Raw genomic sequence first — 17,031 nt, forward strand, 5'->3', positions numbered from 1 at the left:
CAAGCCAAGCTCGAAGCTGGGGGCGCTTATGCGGGGCCGATATGCATGAGGATTTCTAAGCGGCGCCCAAGAAATCGCGTTTCCCGATTTCGACACCGGACTGGCGCAAGATTGCGTAAGCCGTCGTGCAGTGGAAATAGAAGTTCGGCAGCGCCATGTGCAAAAGATATTGCTCGCCAGTGAGCTTCAGCGGGTTGCCGGCGATGGTCAGGACGACCTCGCGGCCTTCGCTGCCGTCGATCTGCTCGGCCTTGAAGCCCTTGATGTAGGCCAGCACCGCCGCGATGCGCTTCTGCAGCTCGGCCAGCGTCTTCTCCGAATTGTCATGCGGCGCCGGCACCTCGGCGCCGGCGAGGCGGGCCGCACTCTCCTCGGCGAAGCGGCAGGCGATCTGCACCTGACGGGTGAACGGCAGCATGTCCGGCGTCAGCCGGGTGGCGGCCAGCACGGCCTCGTCGACCTTCTTGGCGGCGGCCCAGGCCGAGCCCTTCTCCAGGACTTTCGCGAGGGCGCCGAGCTGGCGCTGGTAGACGGGGATCGAGGCGCCGTACATGCCGAGGGACATGGAGTTTCTCCAGTTGGGACTGAGGCCGCGAAACCTATCCGCGGAAGCCCGTCCCGACGACATACATTTCCGCCGAGTCAGCCCGGCTGGCCTCGGGCTTGAAATGGCGCACCTTCTCGAAATCCTTCTTCAGCCGGTCGAGCAAGGTCCGCTCGGTGCCGCCGCGCAGCACCTTGGCGACGAAGGCGCCGCCGGGCTTCAGAATCTCGCGCGCGAAGTCGTGCGCGGCCTCGGCGAGGCCCATGATGCGCATATGGTCGACCTGGGTCTCCCCCGTCGCCGCCGCCGCCATGTCGCTCATGACCACGTCGGCCGGCCCGCCCAGCAGCTCCGTCAGCACGGCGGGCGCGTCCTCGTCGTAGAAGTCCTTGGCCAGCACGGTTGCGCCGGCGATGGGCTCGACCGGCGTGATGTCGATGCCGATCACGACGCCCTTGTTCTTGCCCGAGCTCACCCGCTCGACCGAGACCTGGGTCCAGCCGCCGGGTGCCGCGCCGAGATCGACGATGCGACCGCCCGGCTTCAGGAATTTGAACTGGTCGTCGATCTGCAGCAGCTTGAAGGCCGCGCGCGAGCGATAGCCGCGCTTCTTGGCCTCCTCGACATAGGGGTCGTTGAGCTGGCGCTGCAGCCAGCGCTGGGACGAAACCGTGCGGCCGCGCGCCGTCTTCACGCGGACCGTGGCGCGCCGACCGGTCGGCACGCTGCCCTTCTTGTCGCGCGCCATGCTCAGTGGCTCCGGCGGCAGAGCTGGTCGGCCTCGCGGTCGGCCTGGCGCATCAGCTCCATCAGCACGCCCTCGCGTAGGCCGCGATCGGCCACGCGGACGGTCGGCGCCGCCCACTGGCGGCAGACCGCCTCGAGGATCGCGCCGCCCGCCAATGCGAGATCAGCGCGGTCGTCGCCAATGCAGGGCAGATGCGTGAGTTGGTCGACCGAAAGCGTGGAAAGCTCGTCACAGATACGCAAAATTTCCCCTCGGCCGATCCGGGAGCCGTCGACCAGGGTGCGGTTATAGCGCTTCAGACCCTGATGGTGTGCGCTAACCGTCGTCACGGTGCCCGAGGCACCAACCATCTGGACCTCGCCCCGCGCGATCGCCGGCGCGATCTGGTGCAGCGCGCAGAACGGCCGGAGGTCGGCGCGGATCTTCTCGACCATGTCGTGGTAGCAGGCGCGGGTCAGCGCCCGCTCGCGCGGCTGGCCGCGGGTGCAGGATTCGGTGAGGGTGACGACGCCCCACGGCACCGACGTCATGCCGATCAGCTCGGTGGTCGCGCAGGCGGGACTGCCCGGGCGCGGCCTGACACGGATCCAGCTCACCTCGGTCGAGCCGCCGCCGATATCGATCAACAGGGCGAAGGGGATCGCAGGGTCGAGCAGGTTCTCGCAGCTTGCCAGCGCAAGTCTCGCCTCCTCCGGAGGCTGGATCAGGTCGAAGCTGAGGCCGGTGCGCGCTTTCACCATGCCGAGGAAATCCCCGCCGTTGCAGGCGCGGCGGCAGGCCTCGGTGGCGATGTGCCGGGCACGCGTGACGCGGTTGCGCTCGATCTTGGACGCGCAGACGCCAAGCGCATGCAGCGTGCGTTCGATGGCTTCACCGCACAGCGAACCGCTCAGCGCCACCCCCTCGCCCAGCCTGACGGGGCGAGAATAGGCATCGATCACCTCAAAACCCTCGACCGATGCCCTTGCCACCAGGAGCCGGCAATTGTTGGTGCCGAGATCAATGGCAGCGAAGGTGTGCGCAAATCGACCGCTGTGCCAGCCTCCCTTCGGCGTGGATTCCCCGGTCATTCTCAACCTTTTCCTTGGCGGGATGGTAACCGAGGATTTCGCCGGCGGCGAGGCCCCGCTTGCCAATCCGGTCCGTCATCGCTAAATCGTGCGGCCTGCGAAGCCGCTTGGCCCGCTGGGGGATAGTTTAACGGTAGAACAACTGGCTCTGACCCGGTTAGTCTTGGTTCGAATCCAGGTCCCCCAGCCAGCGCTGCAGGCGCGCTCTTCCCACTCGTCATCATTGCCTACCCCGCCTGCGGCCTGCGCATTCCGTCGCGGCCGCCAGTCTGACATTTCTTTGTGGAAATATTTTTGCTATGTAACTGCAATCACTGGGGAGTGATGTTGGGAGTGTCGGGTTATGGACTGGGGACGTGGGTTACTTCGGTTGTGGGCAGTCGCCTGGGCCTTTTGGACCGTCTTCTGGTTTGAGCAATATGTCTGCTATCGTGCCGATCGGGTGTTCGACGTCGATTGCAGCGTTCAGACCAACTGGATGGGCTTCGCGCTCGCGTTCGTCCTCTGGCCGCTGCTCGCCCTCCTGGCCGGACTCTCGCTGATCTGGGTCGTCAGGGGCTTCACGGCGAGGATGCGCAAGGAGGCCGGCGGCGAAGATTTCCACCGTCGTACGAGGCTGAAGCAGATCGGCGCCCGGCAGGCATGATGCGCGCCGGATCGGGTGATTGACCCTCGGTCGCGTGGGACCGATACAATCCAGATATGAACTTGGTATTCGTCGTGGGCTCCGGCCGCAGCGGAACGTCGGCCCTGACCAGGGTGCTGTCCTTGTGCGGAGCTCAGCTGCCTTCCCGGGTGCTCAGGGCGGGAACAGGCAACCCCTCCGGTTACTGGGAAGCGGTGATCGCCGTAAAGCGCAACGACCAGTTCCTGACCGCGATCAACTCGTCATACCACGATCCGAGCCTCGTCCTGGATCGGGCGCCGCGCGAACCGAGAGAGCGTCACGACAAGAACATCCGCCTGTTCCTGCAGGACCTCCCCGCGGCTGACCTCGTGGTCGTCAAGGATCCGCGAATATCGGGATTGGTCGAGCCTTGGGAAAAGGCCAGCCGCAAACTTGGCTTCGTCCCGAAGTACATACACATATTCCGCAACCCTGCGGATGTGGCCGCGTCCTTCACCAAACGATATGGCTTTCCCCTGGAGCATTCGCTGGCCCTTTGGCTGAAGTACAACCTGCTTCCCGAAAAGGCGACGCGCGGCACACCGCGCATCTTCGTGAGCTACGAAGCGCTGTTGGCCGATTGGCGCCTCGTCATATCGCGCTGCAACGAAATCCTCGACCTGAAGCTGGAGCCCAGCGAGGAAGTCGATCGCTTCCTGTCCGATGAACTGCGGCACAATCGAACCGGGAATCTGGAGGATTCGACACCCGGGCAATGGGTGCAGCGAACCTATTCAGAACTCCGAAACGCCGAACGTGCCGGCGAGATCGACAAAAATGAAATGGACAGGATATTCGAAGAATACGGCGCACTGGATCGCTTCATCGGCGGCGCCCATCGCAGCTATCGGGTTCATTTGGCCAATAACGCGCCCAAAAAGCGCGCGATCGAACACCACGAGAGCGAGTAAGCGGCTATCCTCCCCGGAGGTACCGCGACAAATTTCAAACGTCGTCTATCGCTTGTGCGCTTTCACCTGGCCGCATGGGTTCGCGGTAATCACTCCTGAACCAGTCCGAGAGATCTTTGCCGATCAAGACCTGGATCTCCTTGATGTCGTCCTCGAATTCCCGGCTCAACACCTCCTGGAGCTGACAAGACAGGTTGTCGGTTGGGCTGACTTCGTCGGGCACGATGTACTGTCGCCGTGCAGGAGATGAACCGATCCCCAGGAATGTAAAGACGTCGCTCATTGCAGCAGACGGATTGTTCCATAAGGCGTCCGTCCGCATGACGTGGACCCTCCGGAAAAGCCGAAGAGCTTCCCGCACTTGGCGCGCATAGTGCCCTCGATCCAGATACGAAAACACGCGGTGGGGGCTTCGCAAGCTTGCGTCGGATCGCATCTTCGAAGGGAAGCTGCTCCGAGCCGCGAGCTACCTCCATCTTCCAGTGGGAAAAGGCCCGGAAAGCGGGATGTCGAAGTAAATAATGATCTTTGCATCGGGATTGTACTGCTGGATGCGCTCGAGACAGCGAGGCCAATCGGTGTAGATGGAAGTTGTCTCGCCCCTCAGAACGTCTCGAACGCTCCAGTCAAAGAAGCGGTGGAACGAGCTGTAGTCGGAATTGCTCCAATCACCAGTTCGATTCTTGTCGAAGAAGTGAGTCTCCTTCTTTGACGACATCTGGACCTGCGGGTGTTCGCGCAGGAATGTCGACAGTGCCGTCGTGCCCGCTTTTTGGACTCCCGCTATGAAGAAGTCGGTACGGTTCAGAGCGGCAAGCACGGTGTTCATTCCGTGGCCGCATCAAGGACGCAGAAGGAGCGGCCGACCAACTGGAGCGGCACGCTGACGCCTGTGGGGCCAGCACAGCGATGGTTTCGAACCGGACGCGCCGCTGTGTCCAGCGATTTGAACCAACTGAGCTGATGTAGCCCCTGTCGTATCTTCACCGGTCTTGGCATCCCGAATCATCCCTCCTGGGGATGAAAGCATGTCCCAATTCCGGGGAAGAACAAGCCAGACCGATGAGAGGGCGAGATGTGGTGATGCAGGGCGCGCCGCCTCCCGGCAGCGCCTCCCCTACGCCTTCGGAGATTCCCGGGACTCCAGGAAGTCGAGCAACTGGCTGACGGCCTGCTCTATGCTGAGTTGGGCTGTTTCCAGGCGGATTTCCGGATTTTCAGGCGGCTCATAGGGAGAACTGATGCCGGTAAAATTCGTGATCTCTTTTCGCCGCGCCTTGCGATAGAGGCCCTTCGGGTCACGAACCTCGCAGAGCTCGAGGGGCGTATCGACGAACACTTCGATGAACTCGCCGTCGTTCATCAGGCCGCGCGCCATATCACGCTCTTCCCGGAACGGCGAGATGAACGAAACCAGGACGATCAGGCCCGAATCGGCCATCAGACGCGCGACCTCGGCCACCCGCCGGATATTCTCGACGCGGTCGGCGTCCGTGAAGCCCAGGTCGCGATTGAGGCCATGCCGGACATTGTCGCCGTCGAGCACATAGGTATGCCGGCCGAGGCTGAAGAGACGCTTCTCGAGAGCGGAGGCGATCGTCGACTTTCCCGATCCGGACAGGCCGGTGAACCAGACGACGGCAGCCTTCTGGTTCTTCTGGGTGGCCCGCTCGGCGCGGCCGATTTCCAGGCTCTGCCAGTGGATGTTCGTTGCCCGGCGCAGGGCGAAGTCGATCATCCCCATGCCGATCGTCTGATTGGTGATGCGATCGATCAGGATGAAACTGCCCAGATCCCGATTGTCGGCATAGGCCTCGAACGCGAGAGACTTGTCCAGCGACAGGTTGCACAGGCCGATCTCGTTCAGCTGCAGGGTCTTCGCAGCCGTCCGCTCGAGCGTGTTGACGTTCACCTTGTGCTTCAGCGACGTCACCGTGGCCTGCGCGGTGCTCGTTCCCAGCTTCAGGAGATAGGAGCGGCCGGGCAGCAGTTCTTCCTGCGCCATCCACAACAGGTGAACCTCGAACTGATCCGATATCGCGACGGGCGTGTCGGCGCCGCAGATGACATTCCCGCGGCTGACGTCGATCTCGCGATCCAGCACCAAGGTCACGGCCTGGCTGCACACGGCCGAGTCGAGATCCCCGTCCTTCGTGACGATCCGCGTGATGCTGGCCTCCTGGGCCGACGGCATCACCTTGATGCGCTCTCCGGTCTTGACGACACCGCTGGCGATCGTGCCGGAAAAGCCGCGGAAATCATGGCTGGGCCTGTTGACCCACTGCACCGGCAGCCGGAAGGGCCGCCCGAGATCGTCGCCGACGACATCGACGGTTTCCAGATAGGGAAGCAGCGCGGCGCCGTGATACCAGGGCATGTTCGCGCTCGGGACGACCACGTTGTCGCCGCGCAACGCCGAGATCGGGATGCATTGGACGTGCTCGATGCCGAGCTCCTTGGCGAAGGCCAGGTACTTCGCCACATAAGCGTCGAACACGTCCTGACGATAACCGACGAGGTCCATCTTGTTGACCGCAAGCACCAGCTTGCGGATGCCGAGCATCGAACAGATGTAGGTATGCCGGCGCGTCTGCGTCAGCAGATCGGTGCTGCGGTAGGCATCCGCCAGGATGATCGCGATGTCCGCGGTCGAGGCGCCCGTCGCCATGTTGCGCGTGTACTGTTCATGACCGGGCGTATCGGCCACGATGAACTTGCGCTTGTCGGTCGTGAAGAAACGGTACGCGACGTCGATGGTGATCCCCTGCTCGCGTTCCGCCGCGAGACCGTCGACCAGGAGCGCAAAGTCCAGGTCGCCACCCTGCGTGCCGACGCGGGCGCTTTCAGTCTTCAGACTGTCGAGCTGGTCGTCGAACAGCAGTTTGCCCTCGTAGAGCAAACGCCCGATCAGCGTGGACTTTCCATCGTCGACGCTTCCGCAGGTGAGGAAACGCAGAAGATCCTTCTTTTCCTGAGCCTGAAGATAGGAATCCAGGGTCGGCGCCGATCCTTGCATCAGAAATAGCCTTCCTGCTTCTTCTTTTCCATCGATCCTTCGCTGTCGCGGTCGATGACCCTGCCCTGACGCTCGGAGCTCCTGGCGCGCAACATTTCCTCGATGATGCTCGGCAGAGTCGCCGCCGAACTTTCGACCGCGCCCGTCAGCGGGTAGCAGCCGAGTGTACGGAATCGCACCGTCTTCATCTGTGGCTTTTCACCCGGCAGCAGGGGCATGCGCTCGTCATCGACCATGATCAGCGTGCCATCGCGCTCCACGATCGGCCTCTCCTTGGCGAAATAGAGCGGCACGACCGGAATCTTCTCCAGGTAGATGTATTGCCAGATATCGAGCTCGGTCCAGTTGGACAGGGGAAAGACGCGAATGCTTTCGCCCTTGTTCTTGCGCGTATTGTAGAGCGCCCACGGCTCGGGACGCTGGTTCTTCGGATCCCAGCGGTGGTGCGTGCTGCGCACCGAAAAGATGCGCTCCTTGGCGCGCGACTTCTCTTCGTCGCGGCGGGCACCGCCGAACGCGGCATCGAAGCCGTGGAGATCGAGGGCCTGCCGCAGCCCTTGCGTCTTCATGACGTCGGTGTGGATGGACGAACCGTGGTCGAATGGATTGATGCCGCGTTGAACGCCTTCCTGGTTGATGTGGACGATCAACTTCAGGCCCAGCTCCGCCATGATCCGATCGCGGAAGGCGATCATCTCCCGGAACTTCCAGGTCGTGTCGACGTGCATGAAGGGGAAAGGTGGCTTGGCCGGATAGAACGCCTTCATCGCGAGGTGAAGCATCACCGCCGAGTCCTTGCCGATCGAATACAGCATGACCGGATTTTCGCACTCCGCGACTACCTCACGCATGATGAAGATGCTCTCGGCCTCCAGTCGCTGGAGATGGGTCAATCGATCAGGGGCATCTAGCAATGGTGTTACCTTCCATCAGGGGAGCATGGTCGCTCCCGTCAGAGCTGTCCGTTTAGCGACACGACACTCCGGCAACAAGCAGCAAACATGCCGACCGGGATTTCGCCGAATCAACATTCTCTAGCATAGAGCATCGGTGCTAACAGTTTCGCCGTCGATACTTTAAGGGAGCGGCATGCCGCCACATAACTTCCGTTTCCAGAGCAATTCACGATATTCTCACGTCAATCTGAATTCATCCCTTGTCAAACAGAACTCAGGCAACAATGCTCAGAACTTTTGCCGTTCAGCCACTATGATTACTGGCAAGGTGGGGAGGTAGCGGGTAGTTCTGCACGAGCTGTTGCAGTCGCCCAAAGCTGGCGCCAACATTGTTGTTCTACTAAGGGGATACTAGATGGCGGACGAAACCGATTCCAGCGGCGAGAGGCGCCCGACGGTAAAGAAGGTGCCGCTCACGGGAAAGGAGCGGCTGCTTCGGAGACTGCGGCGGCAACGCTTGCGGATGCCGGCTGAACAACCGAAGACGAAGGAATCCGCCAGCCGCTCAGTCGCGGAATCGTCATCCTCGGTTCAAACTTCATCTCAACCAGTGAATGAAATACAGTCGATACGCACAATCAAGGACGGGGATTCGCGCGCTGAGGATCCTGGGACTGTCGCCTCCCCTCCACCAGTCGCCTCGAGCCCCAAGCCAGGTCAGCTTCTTTGGAACTACGCATTGCCGATTACAGTCGCACGGGAGGCTGTCGTATTCCCTATCCGCCGATCCTCACGCCGAACAATGTCGGGGGCAGTGTATGATTGCGATGGGCGGCTTGTGCCACATTCGCAGCGACTGGGCGGCATAGAAGAAGAGAATCCGGATTGCCTGGAAAGGCCCGACGCTACCTTTCGGGTAGAAGGACGCTCCCTGTTCGTCGGAATTCTTTTCCGAAACTTTGGACATTGGCTGCTTGAAAGCACGTCGCGGCTCTGGAGCCTGTCGACGCTGCGGGACCGTCCAACGAATTTGGTGTATCAGGCTTTCACGCCGGACGTGAAAGACATCGTTCGTGACATGCGCCCCGATGGACACATGTCGTTATTGCTCGGATCGATGGGCTACACGGCAAAAGACATCACTCTGGTTTTCGACAAGCCGGCTCTTTGCGAAGAACTCATAGTGCCGCAGGCTGCTTTGGCTCCCACCAGGTACGCTCATCCACAGTTCGGACAATTTCTTGATCAGGTCGCGGAGCGGCTCCAACCGAACCATTCATCGGCAAGGGTTCCGGTCCGTCGAATCTATTTGAGCCGCAGCCGCTTGAAACACAAAAAGCGGCACGCTGAAAATGAAGTGGAAATCGAGCGGATTGCCACCGGAGCCGGCTTCGAAATAATACATCCGCAAGAGCATCCGTTCCCAGAACAGATTGCACTCATGCGCGGCGCCGATGTAATCGCTGGTTGCGATGGCTCCGCGATGCATTTGGCGCTTTTCGCGCGACCAGGAGCGAGGGTTATCAGCTTTGACTCGAGGAACGGCAACAACCAGAGAGTCGTGGAAGCTCTACGCCATCTTGAGGGCATCCGGATCAAGGCGAGTATCGGCGCGCAAAGAACGAAAATAAGGAAGATCCGTACGTGGACCGCGGACCTCAATATGGTCCGTGATGCCTTCGACGCCTATCGCTAGACGACAACAGGCAATCCCGGCCCGCGTTCGCGGGACGCCTCGTTGCGTGAGAAGGACCGGAATTGCCGAGCCTCTATCTTGAATACGGCAATGCACCAAGGGCACATCCGCCCCCCGCAATGGCTGTCGAGCAAGACGCTTCAACAGCCATTGCCTTTCAGGCCATGACACTCTTCGGGACTCGAGAACGCATCGCCCTCGATTGCGAAAGGGTGCGAAGGGCCATCGTTGAAGCGTTCCGGTCCTGCCAGTCAATTCCACCCAAGGTTCGCACCGCAGCTCCGAACATATTCTTGTGGCGCTTGTTGCGGGCCCTGATCTTTTCCGCGTGCTGCGGTCCCCGCCCCTTCCCTACGAGCCGGATGATTTCCTCTGCAAGCTTCTCGTCAGCAACTTGATAGTGAAGTATTGGGCTTAGCTGCTTCATAGCGGCGTCGGGACGGCCCAGATCGAACCAGCAGCGAGCGGCCAATACCCGAGCTTGAGGATCCAGCCGATCATGCTGGATATATTTCTGAAGGACAGCAAGGGCCTCCGTGCAATTCTTCGTATCCGCGAGAAGACGGGCGTGGACAAGCATCACAGGGAAAGAACGTTTCAAGCGCGGCTGCAGGCTCTCGTAGTAGGCGAAGGCCGCAGATGCACCGGCAAGATTGCAGATCGCCTCGATTTTGAGAGCGACTGGAGCGGGTTCACCGCCTTTGTGGTTGATAGCCTTGGCGATGTATTCGTCGACTTGAGGCCAATCATCTTCTATGCGGGCCACCAGCGCCTGAGCATACGCTACACGGGCGGCACTGGTTTCCACTTTCTTGAGCTCGACAAGCCACGCCTTTGCCAGATCAGACGTTCCCGTCTCACAGGCAATCGAAAGAGCAAAGCGCAATATGTCGCGACAAAGCCCCTGATCCTTCATACGTCCACCGGACAGCGCGATCTTTGCCGCCACACACGATGAGAACAGCGCGCCCGCGCGATGGCTGTGGTGAAGAAGTGTTTGCGCCAGTCCATACCAGAACAAACAAGATCCCCACCTCAATCGACGATAGAGTTGGTGGAAGCTCCGGACATCGAAATCGCCGAGAAGCAGGTCGTCAATGACACGGGTGATGATTCCTAACTCTTCGAGAGTACGCGCCGTGTTGTGACCTGCAAACCGAACAGGAACATGCTCAACCGACCGCAGCTTCTCGATCAATTCCACATGCTGTCGATCGGGTTCAAAAAAAGGATCGTAGACGACCTTGATCTCGGCGTCGCGATCTATGCCAGCCGCCATGTCGTCATAGTCGAATTTGAGCTTCGTCGCGTAGGCACGCCACCTCTTTTCGAAAGGCACGCGTGTTCCATCGATCGAATACTGCGGCGAGAAAAGCACAATGCGCTTCGGCTTGATGAGCCGTGACAAAATAAGGGCAGCATAGCCGCCCATGCTCGAACCGTAGAGAGTGATCCGCCGATCTCGGCCGATAAATCCCCGATTGCGCAACTCGTCTATGGCAGCGATCGGTTCAGGCGTCTGCCACCAATGATTATCCTTGCTGATGAAATGGATCGCCGGCACTCGGCGTTTGATGAGATACGTCTCGCCAAATCCCTTCTCAACGGGCGGAGCAGCGGCACGCCCCGTGAAGGTGATTACAAGATCCTCTCGCCCCTCAAAAAGCCTCGCCACCACCCGGATGTCCCGCCCGTCGAAGATATCCATTCCACTTCCGTCCACCTCAGTTTTTGCTCCGACGCTTCCGCAGGATAGGCAATGCCCAAGGTGAGTACCAGCATATTGAACCGCAAGATCACTGCCCCAAGCCTCAGCAGCGTACGGCGTCATTTCGATCGGGAAATTCCTTTTCCTTTGAAAAGGACAGCATATCGCTATACCATGACCCGCACTTTCCGCGCATCGGCTTGTCGACGATGATCGCTTATGCAGCCGTGCGTCGGATTGATACTGAACCTTGCGAAGAATATCCATTTTGGAAAATCCAAGAGATCTTTCGCTGGTAGAAACCTTACGCTCCGAAGCAGGAGAAGCAGGGCAAACCGCTCGTCGTCAGCGACGGGATGGAGGGCGGCCCTCTAAAGGACAGACCGAGCGTGATCTGCCTCGCATACCCGGTTATGGGAGGCCCGAAAAGGATACGGCCAGTGCTACGGACTTGGAGGCGCGCGGCCAGCCGGGAAGACAAAGAGAAGAAGCGGAGCCAGGAACTGCGCTGGATCCCACGGCACGGTTGCCGGACGGAACTGATGCCGCTCTCGCGTCTGTTGTGTTGCCTCAGCAGCATCGGAGGTTCTTGCGAACCGGCAGCATCATATCGTTCTTCCTTTGCGTAGTCCTGCCGACGATTCTTGCTGCGATATATTACATCGGTTTTGCGTCGAATCAGTATGTGGTCGAGTGGCGTTATGCTGTACGCGATTCGAGCACGGCAACCAGTACTTCCGCCGCTTCATCCATGATGACCTCGCTGCTGGGGTCTTCCACGGCCGCGAGTGGTCCCGACAACTACATGGTGACCGAATATATCAAGAGTGAACAAGCCGTCCTCGATCTGGAAAAACGCATAGAACTCCGGAAAATGTTTTCTCGCCCGTCTACCGATTTTCTCTCGAGGTTCGACCCATCCCTGCCAGTCGAGCGATTGGTGCGCTACTGGAACAATATGGTAACCGCCGCTTTCGATCAGATCACCGGAACGGCCGGCGCACAGGTCAAAGCTTTCACACCTGAAGATGCCCTTCTGATCGCAACGACCCTGATTGACCTTACCGAAAATCTGGTCAACGAAGTCGCGCAACGGCCACAGAGAGAAGCGGTCCGGTACGCAGAACTCGAAGTTGCTCGCGCCGAAGAGCGCCTCAAGAAAGTCCGTGTGGCTTTGACAGAGTATCGCAACAAATCGACTGTAATCGACCCCAACAGCAGCGTCGTCCTGAGCAACGCCACCGTTGCATCTACGTTACGACAGACAATCTCAACGTATCAGGCCGAGGTTGGCAACCTGTTGCAGGGCGGCCTAGGGCACAATGCAGCACAAGTCCAGGCCGTGAAACGCCGGATCAAGGCAACCCAAGACCAGCTCAAGGACATCGAATCCGACATTGCCATGAGCCGGGAAGGCAATCAGTCAGTCGCGGAGATCGTTGCGCGCTTCGAGGAACTCGATCTAGAACGTCAATTCGCACAGACATTGTTGACATCGACGGTGCAGTCTCTCGAGCAGGCGCGGTCGAATGCCATTGCGCGGCGTCTCTTCATCATGCCGTATGTGCAGCCGGCACTTCCTCAAAGTTCGATCTATCCAAATCGTGCCGTGGCTATTCTCATCGTTGCCGGAGTAGCCACAATGCTTTGGACAGTTGCCCTTCTTCTCGGCAGGTCCATACGAGAGCATTTGTAAATGCCATTCGGGCTGCCTCAAGGTCGGCGGTATCGATCGAGATAGAGGCTAATCGCAAGGGTTGTAATCACAACAAATGCGCCAAATGCCGTCCAGGCGATATGGTGCCCAAGCCAGTCGAAAATCCAATAAATGGCGAACATAGTTTCGTCTCGTTCAGCTAGGAAGCAACTATGGCAGAGGCGCGTACGCAGTCTGCCAGGATTCTACGGACACTGAACACATGATGACCTTGGGCATCCGCGATGCTTGGCGTGCATTCTTAAATTGGAGCCTTGTGATCTGGGCTGCGCTGCCTCAAGTGCTAGGCCGGTCAACGCAGAGAAGCAAACTCCTTCTCATCATGAGAATTCTGGAACCGGTGATTCTCATTCTCTTGATTTACGTGGTTCGAGGCTTGTTCAGGCTGAGAGACCCCAACTACGGCACCTCTATGTTCTTGTTTTATGCAAGCGGCTTCATGCCATACTATCTCTTTCTGCGAATTTCCACTCGCCTGCGTTTAGTCGGTGGGGGGAGCAACAGCTTCCTGCCTGGCGCCACTCCCCTGGACGTATACATCGCCACGGTCATATTTAATGCACTCCTGTATATTTCGATGACGATAGTCATATTCTACGGCATGTGGCTTTACGGCATCGAGGAGGCACGGCCTGTATCGATTGTCGATTGCGTCATTCCTCTCATGCTGATTATCGCTTTCGCTACCGGTCTGGGAATGATCAGCAATGTCATCGGTCAATTCTTTCAATTGTGGACCGTCCTCTACAGAATCTGCACGCGCGGCCTTATCTTCCTGTCCGGCGTGATCATGGTTGTCGATTTGCTGCCGGTATGGTTCCGTAGTGTCGTTGTCCTGAATCCATTGACGCACGCCATCGATTGGTTTCGAGTGGGCGTATACGGGCGCTATCCTCACAACTTTCTCGACAAGTCGTATCTTATTCAATGGACGATCATCCTGCTTTTTTTCGGCTTCGTGATCGAACGCGCCATGATAAGGAAGATGCGTTACAAGTAGCCGGTATGTATTCACCAGGCTGTCGAGAAAGCCATCACAACGGTCATTGGTTCGATATTCACTGATCTGCAGGCTGAGATGGCAATGCGCGGCAGTGGCCGCCTCGGTGCCATTTGCTGCGATGGCTGCCTGCAGCCTGTCGCTGTCAGGGGACGAGGCGCCCGCGACGAAGTCGACAGACAACCTTCGATCAAAGCGTCGACCTGGAGGAACCTTGATCTTTTGGCCGACGGTTAGAATTTAGGCCGGAGGGACGGCGGAGACCGCCCACCACCACGTGAATCCTGGTGCTCGGGCCACCGCGGCTCGAGGGTCTGCTCTCCGGCCCTTCCCCGCTACGTTTCCATGATGAGCCGGTGCGCCGCGCGAGCCTAGAGCGTCGAGCGCTTAATCGGGGACATAGCCTGCGTCTTTGAGGTAGTTCCAACACTCCTGTTCGGGGTACAGGGCGCATATGTCGCCGATGGCTCTCCAGAGTGCATCGATTGTCCTGGCAGCGATACGCCGCAGATGGGCCTTGAACTTGGAGAACGCCATCTCGATCGGATTGAGATCGGGGCTGTAAGGCGGCAGGAAGAGGAACCAGGCTCCCCGCTGCTTGAGGATCGCCTCGGCCTTTGCGCTCTTGTGGCTGGGCAGGTTGTCGAGGATCACCACGTCGCCAGGCTGCAGGGGCGTTGCCAGCTGGGTCTCGACGTAGGTGTCGAAGATCTGGCGGTTCATGGGTTGGTCGACCACCCACGGCGCGACGAGACCATCGCTGCGCAGGCCGGCGATGAAGGTCTGCGTCGCCCAGTGTCCGAACGGCACCCCGGCCTTCAGGCGAGTACCGCGGCGCGAGCGGCCGCGCAGACGCGTCATCTTGGTCGTCGTGCCGGTTCCGTCGAGGAAGGCCAAACGGTGGACCTGATCGCGCATCCTCGGCTGGCGGTGCACCGTCCACTCGTCACGGGCCTGCCGCACGTCCTCGCGCTCGGCCTCCAGCGCCAGCAGTTTTTTTTGAAGGACAGGCCTGCCTTCAGAATCATCCGCGACAGCGATGCCGGATGCGCCGTAATGGCCTTCTCCGCCTGTTGCCTGGCCGCCAGTTCAGGCATCGTGATGTCCGGCTCCGCCTCGACCTGCCACTCGCGATCGCCGCTCGAACCCGTTCCCGAAGGCCCATCGAATAGGGCTTCCCCATGCAGCCTGGCCTTCTGTCTCCAGGCCAATCCTGAATCAGACTTCCGATTCCTTGGGAATCCCCCTTCGATTCCTAATTCACGCTCGATGCTCTAGATCAGGTCGAAATCTGGTTCGGACGCCTGATCTTCCTGAGGTTCTTCTGTGCGATCGAAATACGCTTCCGGCGGCAAGCTATCAAAAACCGCAATCGCATCCGCGAGTGTCGCATATAGAGTAAAGTTGCCGCGGTAGATCACAGCGCCGATCATGTCGTCACCCAGTCTTCGGGTAACCTTGCTCGAATTCAACGAAATGATGAAGCCGGCCTGTCTGCTGCGCAGCTCAAAGGCCCTACTGCAAAAAGCGTGAAATCTTCCCTCAGCTAGCGGGACCGGTGGGTCCGAGAAAAGATAATAATCACAGGGAAAAGCGTAGGTCAGGATGGTGCGCAACTGCTTTTGGAGCTGAAGGGGCAAGAAGCGGATAGGTACGTCGAAGATGTCACGCCGGTCCAGCGCCTCGGCTACGAATTCACGCACCTCCTTGGGGTCGACCTTGTAAAGCATGGACATGCGATCGATAAGTTGCTCAAGGGTGTCGAGTGCGTAACGCAACAGCCCCCCTGGTATCGACACCGTGCCACGCCGTTCGACTCGCCCCAACGTTGGCAGTATCGATCCAGCGATGATGCCTAAAAGAACGCTGGCCCCGGACATGCGTTGGCTCAATATGACGACTTTGCTACGCGCCTCGATGCGCCAATTCACATTATCCAAGACAAGGCGCTTGAAATGTTGCCGCCCCATTTCCTGCGAAATTGAATGAAGAATGATCATGTGGATACTCTACGTATAGAGTGCACCAGCGGTTTTCGCCGTGCTCTTCTCCTCGAGCACGGCCATCAACTTCAACAATCGAGAATCTGACTCCGATCTCTATCGGAAATCCTCAACTATGCAGCGCGCGGCAACGTAGCAACGCTGGCCAGCATCCGCAGCGCCGCTTCCTCGGACTGAAGATTGAAGACAGACTTCCGGCGGACGAATTCATCATAGTCGATTTTGCTTATGGCCTCTATCGACCCATAAACCGGCACGACATCTTTCCGCGACGCGCGCCAAACGATCGTTTGTTCGTTGCCGTTGTTCGCTATCGTCGTGAAGCTGAATTCAGGATACAGATCATGGATAGCAAAAATCAACTTGTAGACGTCGCCTTGCCACCCACTATTGCGGACACCAGTAGCTTCCTTCCTGGATATACGCGCGAGTCGCTGGTTCGGGATGGCACTGAACTTATCCTTCGGCACGACATCGTCAATGAGGAAAATCGTCTTGTCGTGCGAAACTTCAATCGAATTCTGAAAATCCTTTAGAACTTGCTCGAAAACATGCAATCCGTCGATGAAAATGAGATCGAATTTTTCAGTTTTCGGGTGATTCTCAAAGAAATCGTCAGACGTCGTTTCGTGAAAGTGGACGCCAGGAGCTTCGTGCATCTTAGCATCGAAGCCGAATTTCGGGTCGACGGCGACTTTGTGAGGAACTTGTAAAGAAAAGAATGTCAGACCTTTATCGACACCGATTTCCAGGTACGACTTGGCGCCAATGATTTCGGCCATCCTGCCGAGACGTCGCTGGGACCTTGCAAGCAATTTGGTAGGCTTAGCAGCGGCCGGCTTCCCCGATTGCTGCTGTGTTGGGCCTGTCCGCAGTTGCCGCCGCCTTGCCCTCCGGCGTAAACGCTCCTCCAAGGTCAGCGGTTGTTTCGCCTGCGTTGAGCGCGGGGCGCCAGTAGGATCGATTTCTTCCGCCATCTGGATCTCCTCGGTACGGGTGGCGATGCCAATGCCGCCACTTAGGCAAACGCTATGGCCAAGAATACGGTCATCCGC

At 58.9% G+C, this 17,031-nt stretch carries 16 protein-coding genes and 1 tRNA gene; 6 read left to right on the forward strand and 11 right to left on the reverse strand.

What is annotated here, in order from left to right; all coding sequences use genetic code 11:
• Window positions 1–55: 55 nt before the first annotated feature.
• From AC1ROX_RS19085 to AC1ROX_RS19095, 3 genes are read right to left on the reverse strand one after another with little or no spacing between them, the layout of a single operon-like run.
• A complete protein-coding gene (locus AC1ROX_RS19085; protein WP_493127982.1) occupies window positions 56–565 on the reverse strand; it encodes a DUF1993 domain-containing protein in 510 nt (169 codons plus the stop codon).
• Between the two features lie 34 nt (window positions 566–599).
• Entirely contained in the window at window positions 600–1,292 is a 693-nt protein-coding gene (locus tag AC1ROX_RS19090) for an RlmE family RNA methyltransferase (protein WP_493127984.1), read from the reverse strand.
• Between the two features lie 2 nt (window positions 1,293–1,294).
• Window positions 1,295–2,362: a Ppx/GppA phosphatase family protein gene (locus AC1ROX_RS19095; protein WP_493127986.1), complete on the reverse strand. Its 1,068-nt coding sequence runs from the start codon at window positions 2,360–2,362 to the stop codon at window positions 1,295–1,297.
• Between the two features lie 116 nt (window positions 2,363–2,478).
• On the opposite strand from AC1ROX_RS19095, the gene AC1ROX_RS19100 reads away from it, so the two are divergent.
• From AC1ROX_RS19100 to AC1ROX_RS19110, 3 genes are all read left to right on the forward strand, one after another.
• A tRNA-Gln gene (locus AC1ROX_RS19100) sits at window positions 2,479–2,552 on the forward strand.
• 153 nt (window positions 2,553–2,705) lie between these two features.
• The gene (locus AC1ROX_RS19105; protein ID WP_493127988.1) at window positions 2,706–3,008 is read left to right on the forward strand and encodes a hypothetical protein; all 303 of its coding nucleotides are present in this window, start codon (window positions 2,706–2,708) and stop codon (window positions 3,006–3,008) included.
• A gap of 56 nt (window positions 3,009–3,064) precedes the next feature.
• Window positions 3,065–3,940, forward strand: coding sequence for a sulfotransferase family protein (locus AC1ROX_RS19110; protein WP_493127990.1), 876 nt, complete (start codon window positions 3,065–3,067; stop codon window positions 3,938–3,940).
• A 34-nt stretch (window positions 3,941–3,974) separates the two neighbouring features.
• On the opposite strand, the gene AC1ROX_RS19115 is transcribed toward AC1ROX_RS19110, so the two are convergent.
• The 4 genes from AC1ROX_RS19115 to cysD form a co-directional block, all read right to left on the reverse strand.
• A complete protein-coding gene (locus tag AC1ROX_RS19115; protein WP_493127992.1) occupies window positions 3,975–4,262 on the reverse strand; it encodes a hypothetical protein in 288 nt (95 codons plus the stop codon).
• Between the two features lie 144 nt (window positions 4,263–4,406).
• Entirely contained in the window at window positions 4,407–4,769 is a 363-nt protein-coding gene (locus tag AC1ROX_RS19120; RefSeq protein ID WP_493127994.1) for a sulfotransferase, read from the reverse strand.
• Between the two features lie 288 nt (window positions 4,770–5,057).
• Entirely contained in the window at window positions 5,058–6,956 is a 1,899-nt protein-coding gene (gene cysN / locus AC1ROX_RS19125; RefSeq protein ID WP_493127996.1) for a sulfate adenylyltransferase subunit CysN, read from the reverse strand.
• Window positions 6,956–7,807, reverse strand: coding sequence for a sulfate adenylyltransferase subunit CysD (gene cysD, locus AC1ROX_RS19130; RefSeq protein WP_493127998.1), 852 nt, complete (start codon window positions 7,805–7,807; stop codon window positions 6,956–6,958). The genes cysN and cysD overlap by 1 nt, the downstream gene beginning before the upstream one ends.
• Before the next feature lie 460 nt (window positions 7,808–8,267).
• Here cysD and AC1ROX_RS19135 point away from each other — a divergent pair, with 460 nt between their 5' ends.
• Entirely contained in the window at window positions 8,268–9,548 is a 1,281-nt protein-coding gene (locus AC1ROX_RS19135; RefSeq protein WP_493128000.1) for a glycosyltransferase family 61 protein, read from the forward strand.
• Window positions 9,549–9,705: 157 nt separating this feature from the next.
• Here AC1ROX_RS19135 and AC1ROX_RS19140 read toward each other — a convergent pair whose 3' ends face one another.
• Complete coding sequence (locus AC1ROX_RS19140) at window positions 9,706–11,256, reverse strand: tetratricopeptide repeat protein (protein ID WP_493128002.1); 1,551 nt, start codon at window positions 11,254–11,256, stop codon at window positions 9,706–9,708.
• A gap of 589 nt (window positions 11,257–11,845) precedes the next feature.
• Here AC1ROX_RS19140 and AC1ROX_RS19145 point away from each other — a divergent pair.
• Both AC1ROX_RS19145 and AC1ROX_RS19150 read left to right on the forward strand, forming a co-directional pair.
• On the forward strand, window positions 11,846–12,952 hold the full coding sequence (locus tag AC1ROX_RS19145; RefSeq protein WP_493128004.1) for a KpsE/RkpR family capsule polysaccharide export protein: 1,107 nt from the start codon (window positions 11,846–11,848) through the stop codon (window positions 12,950–12,952).
• A gap of 223 nt (window positions 12,953–13,175) precedes the next feature.
• Window positions 13,176–13,973 carry an ABC transporter permease gene (locus AC1ROX_RS19150; protein WP_493128006.1) on the forward strand — a complete coding sequence of 266 codons (798 nt, stop codon included), beginning with the start codon at window positions 13,176–13,178 and terminating at the stop codon, window positions 13,971–13,973.
• Window positions 13,974–14,360: 387 nt separating this feature from the next.
• Here AC1ROX_RS19150 and AC1ROX_RS19155 read toward each other — a convergent pair whose 3' ends face one another.
• From AC1ROX_RS19155 to AC1ROX_RS19165, 3 genes are all read right to left on the reverse strand, one after another.
• Window positions 14,361–14,936 (reverse strand): IS630 family transposase, encoded by a 576-nt coding sequence (locus AC1ROX_RS19155; RefSeq protein ID WP_493128008.1) that lies wholly within the window; start codon window positions 14,934–14,936, stop codon window positions 14,361–14,363.
• A gap of 311 nt (window positions 14,937–15,247) precedes the next feature.
• Complete coding sequence (locus AC1ROX_RS19160; RefSeq protein WP_493128010.1) at window positions 15,248–15,973, reverse strand: P-loop NTPase family protein; 726 nt, start codon at window positions 15,971–15,973, stop codon at window positions 15,248–15,250.
• Between the two features lie 116 nt (window positions 15,974–16,089).
• The gene (locus AC1ROX_RS19165; RefSeq protein ID WP_493128012.1) at window positions 16,090–16,953 is read right to left on the reverse strand and encodes a class I SAM-dependent methyltransferase; all 864 of its coding nucleotides are present in this window, start codon (window positions 16,951–16,953) and stop codon (window positions 16,090–16,092) included.
• Between the last annotated feature and the right edge of the window lie 78 nt (window positions 16,954–17,031).

The organism is Reyranella sp. GW821-FHT14A01, assembly GCF_058803965.1.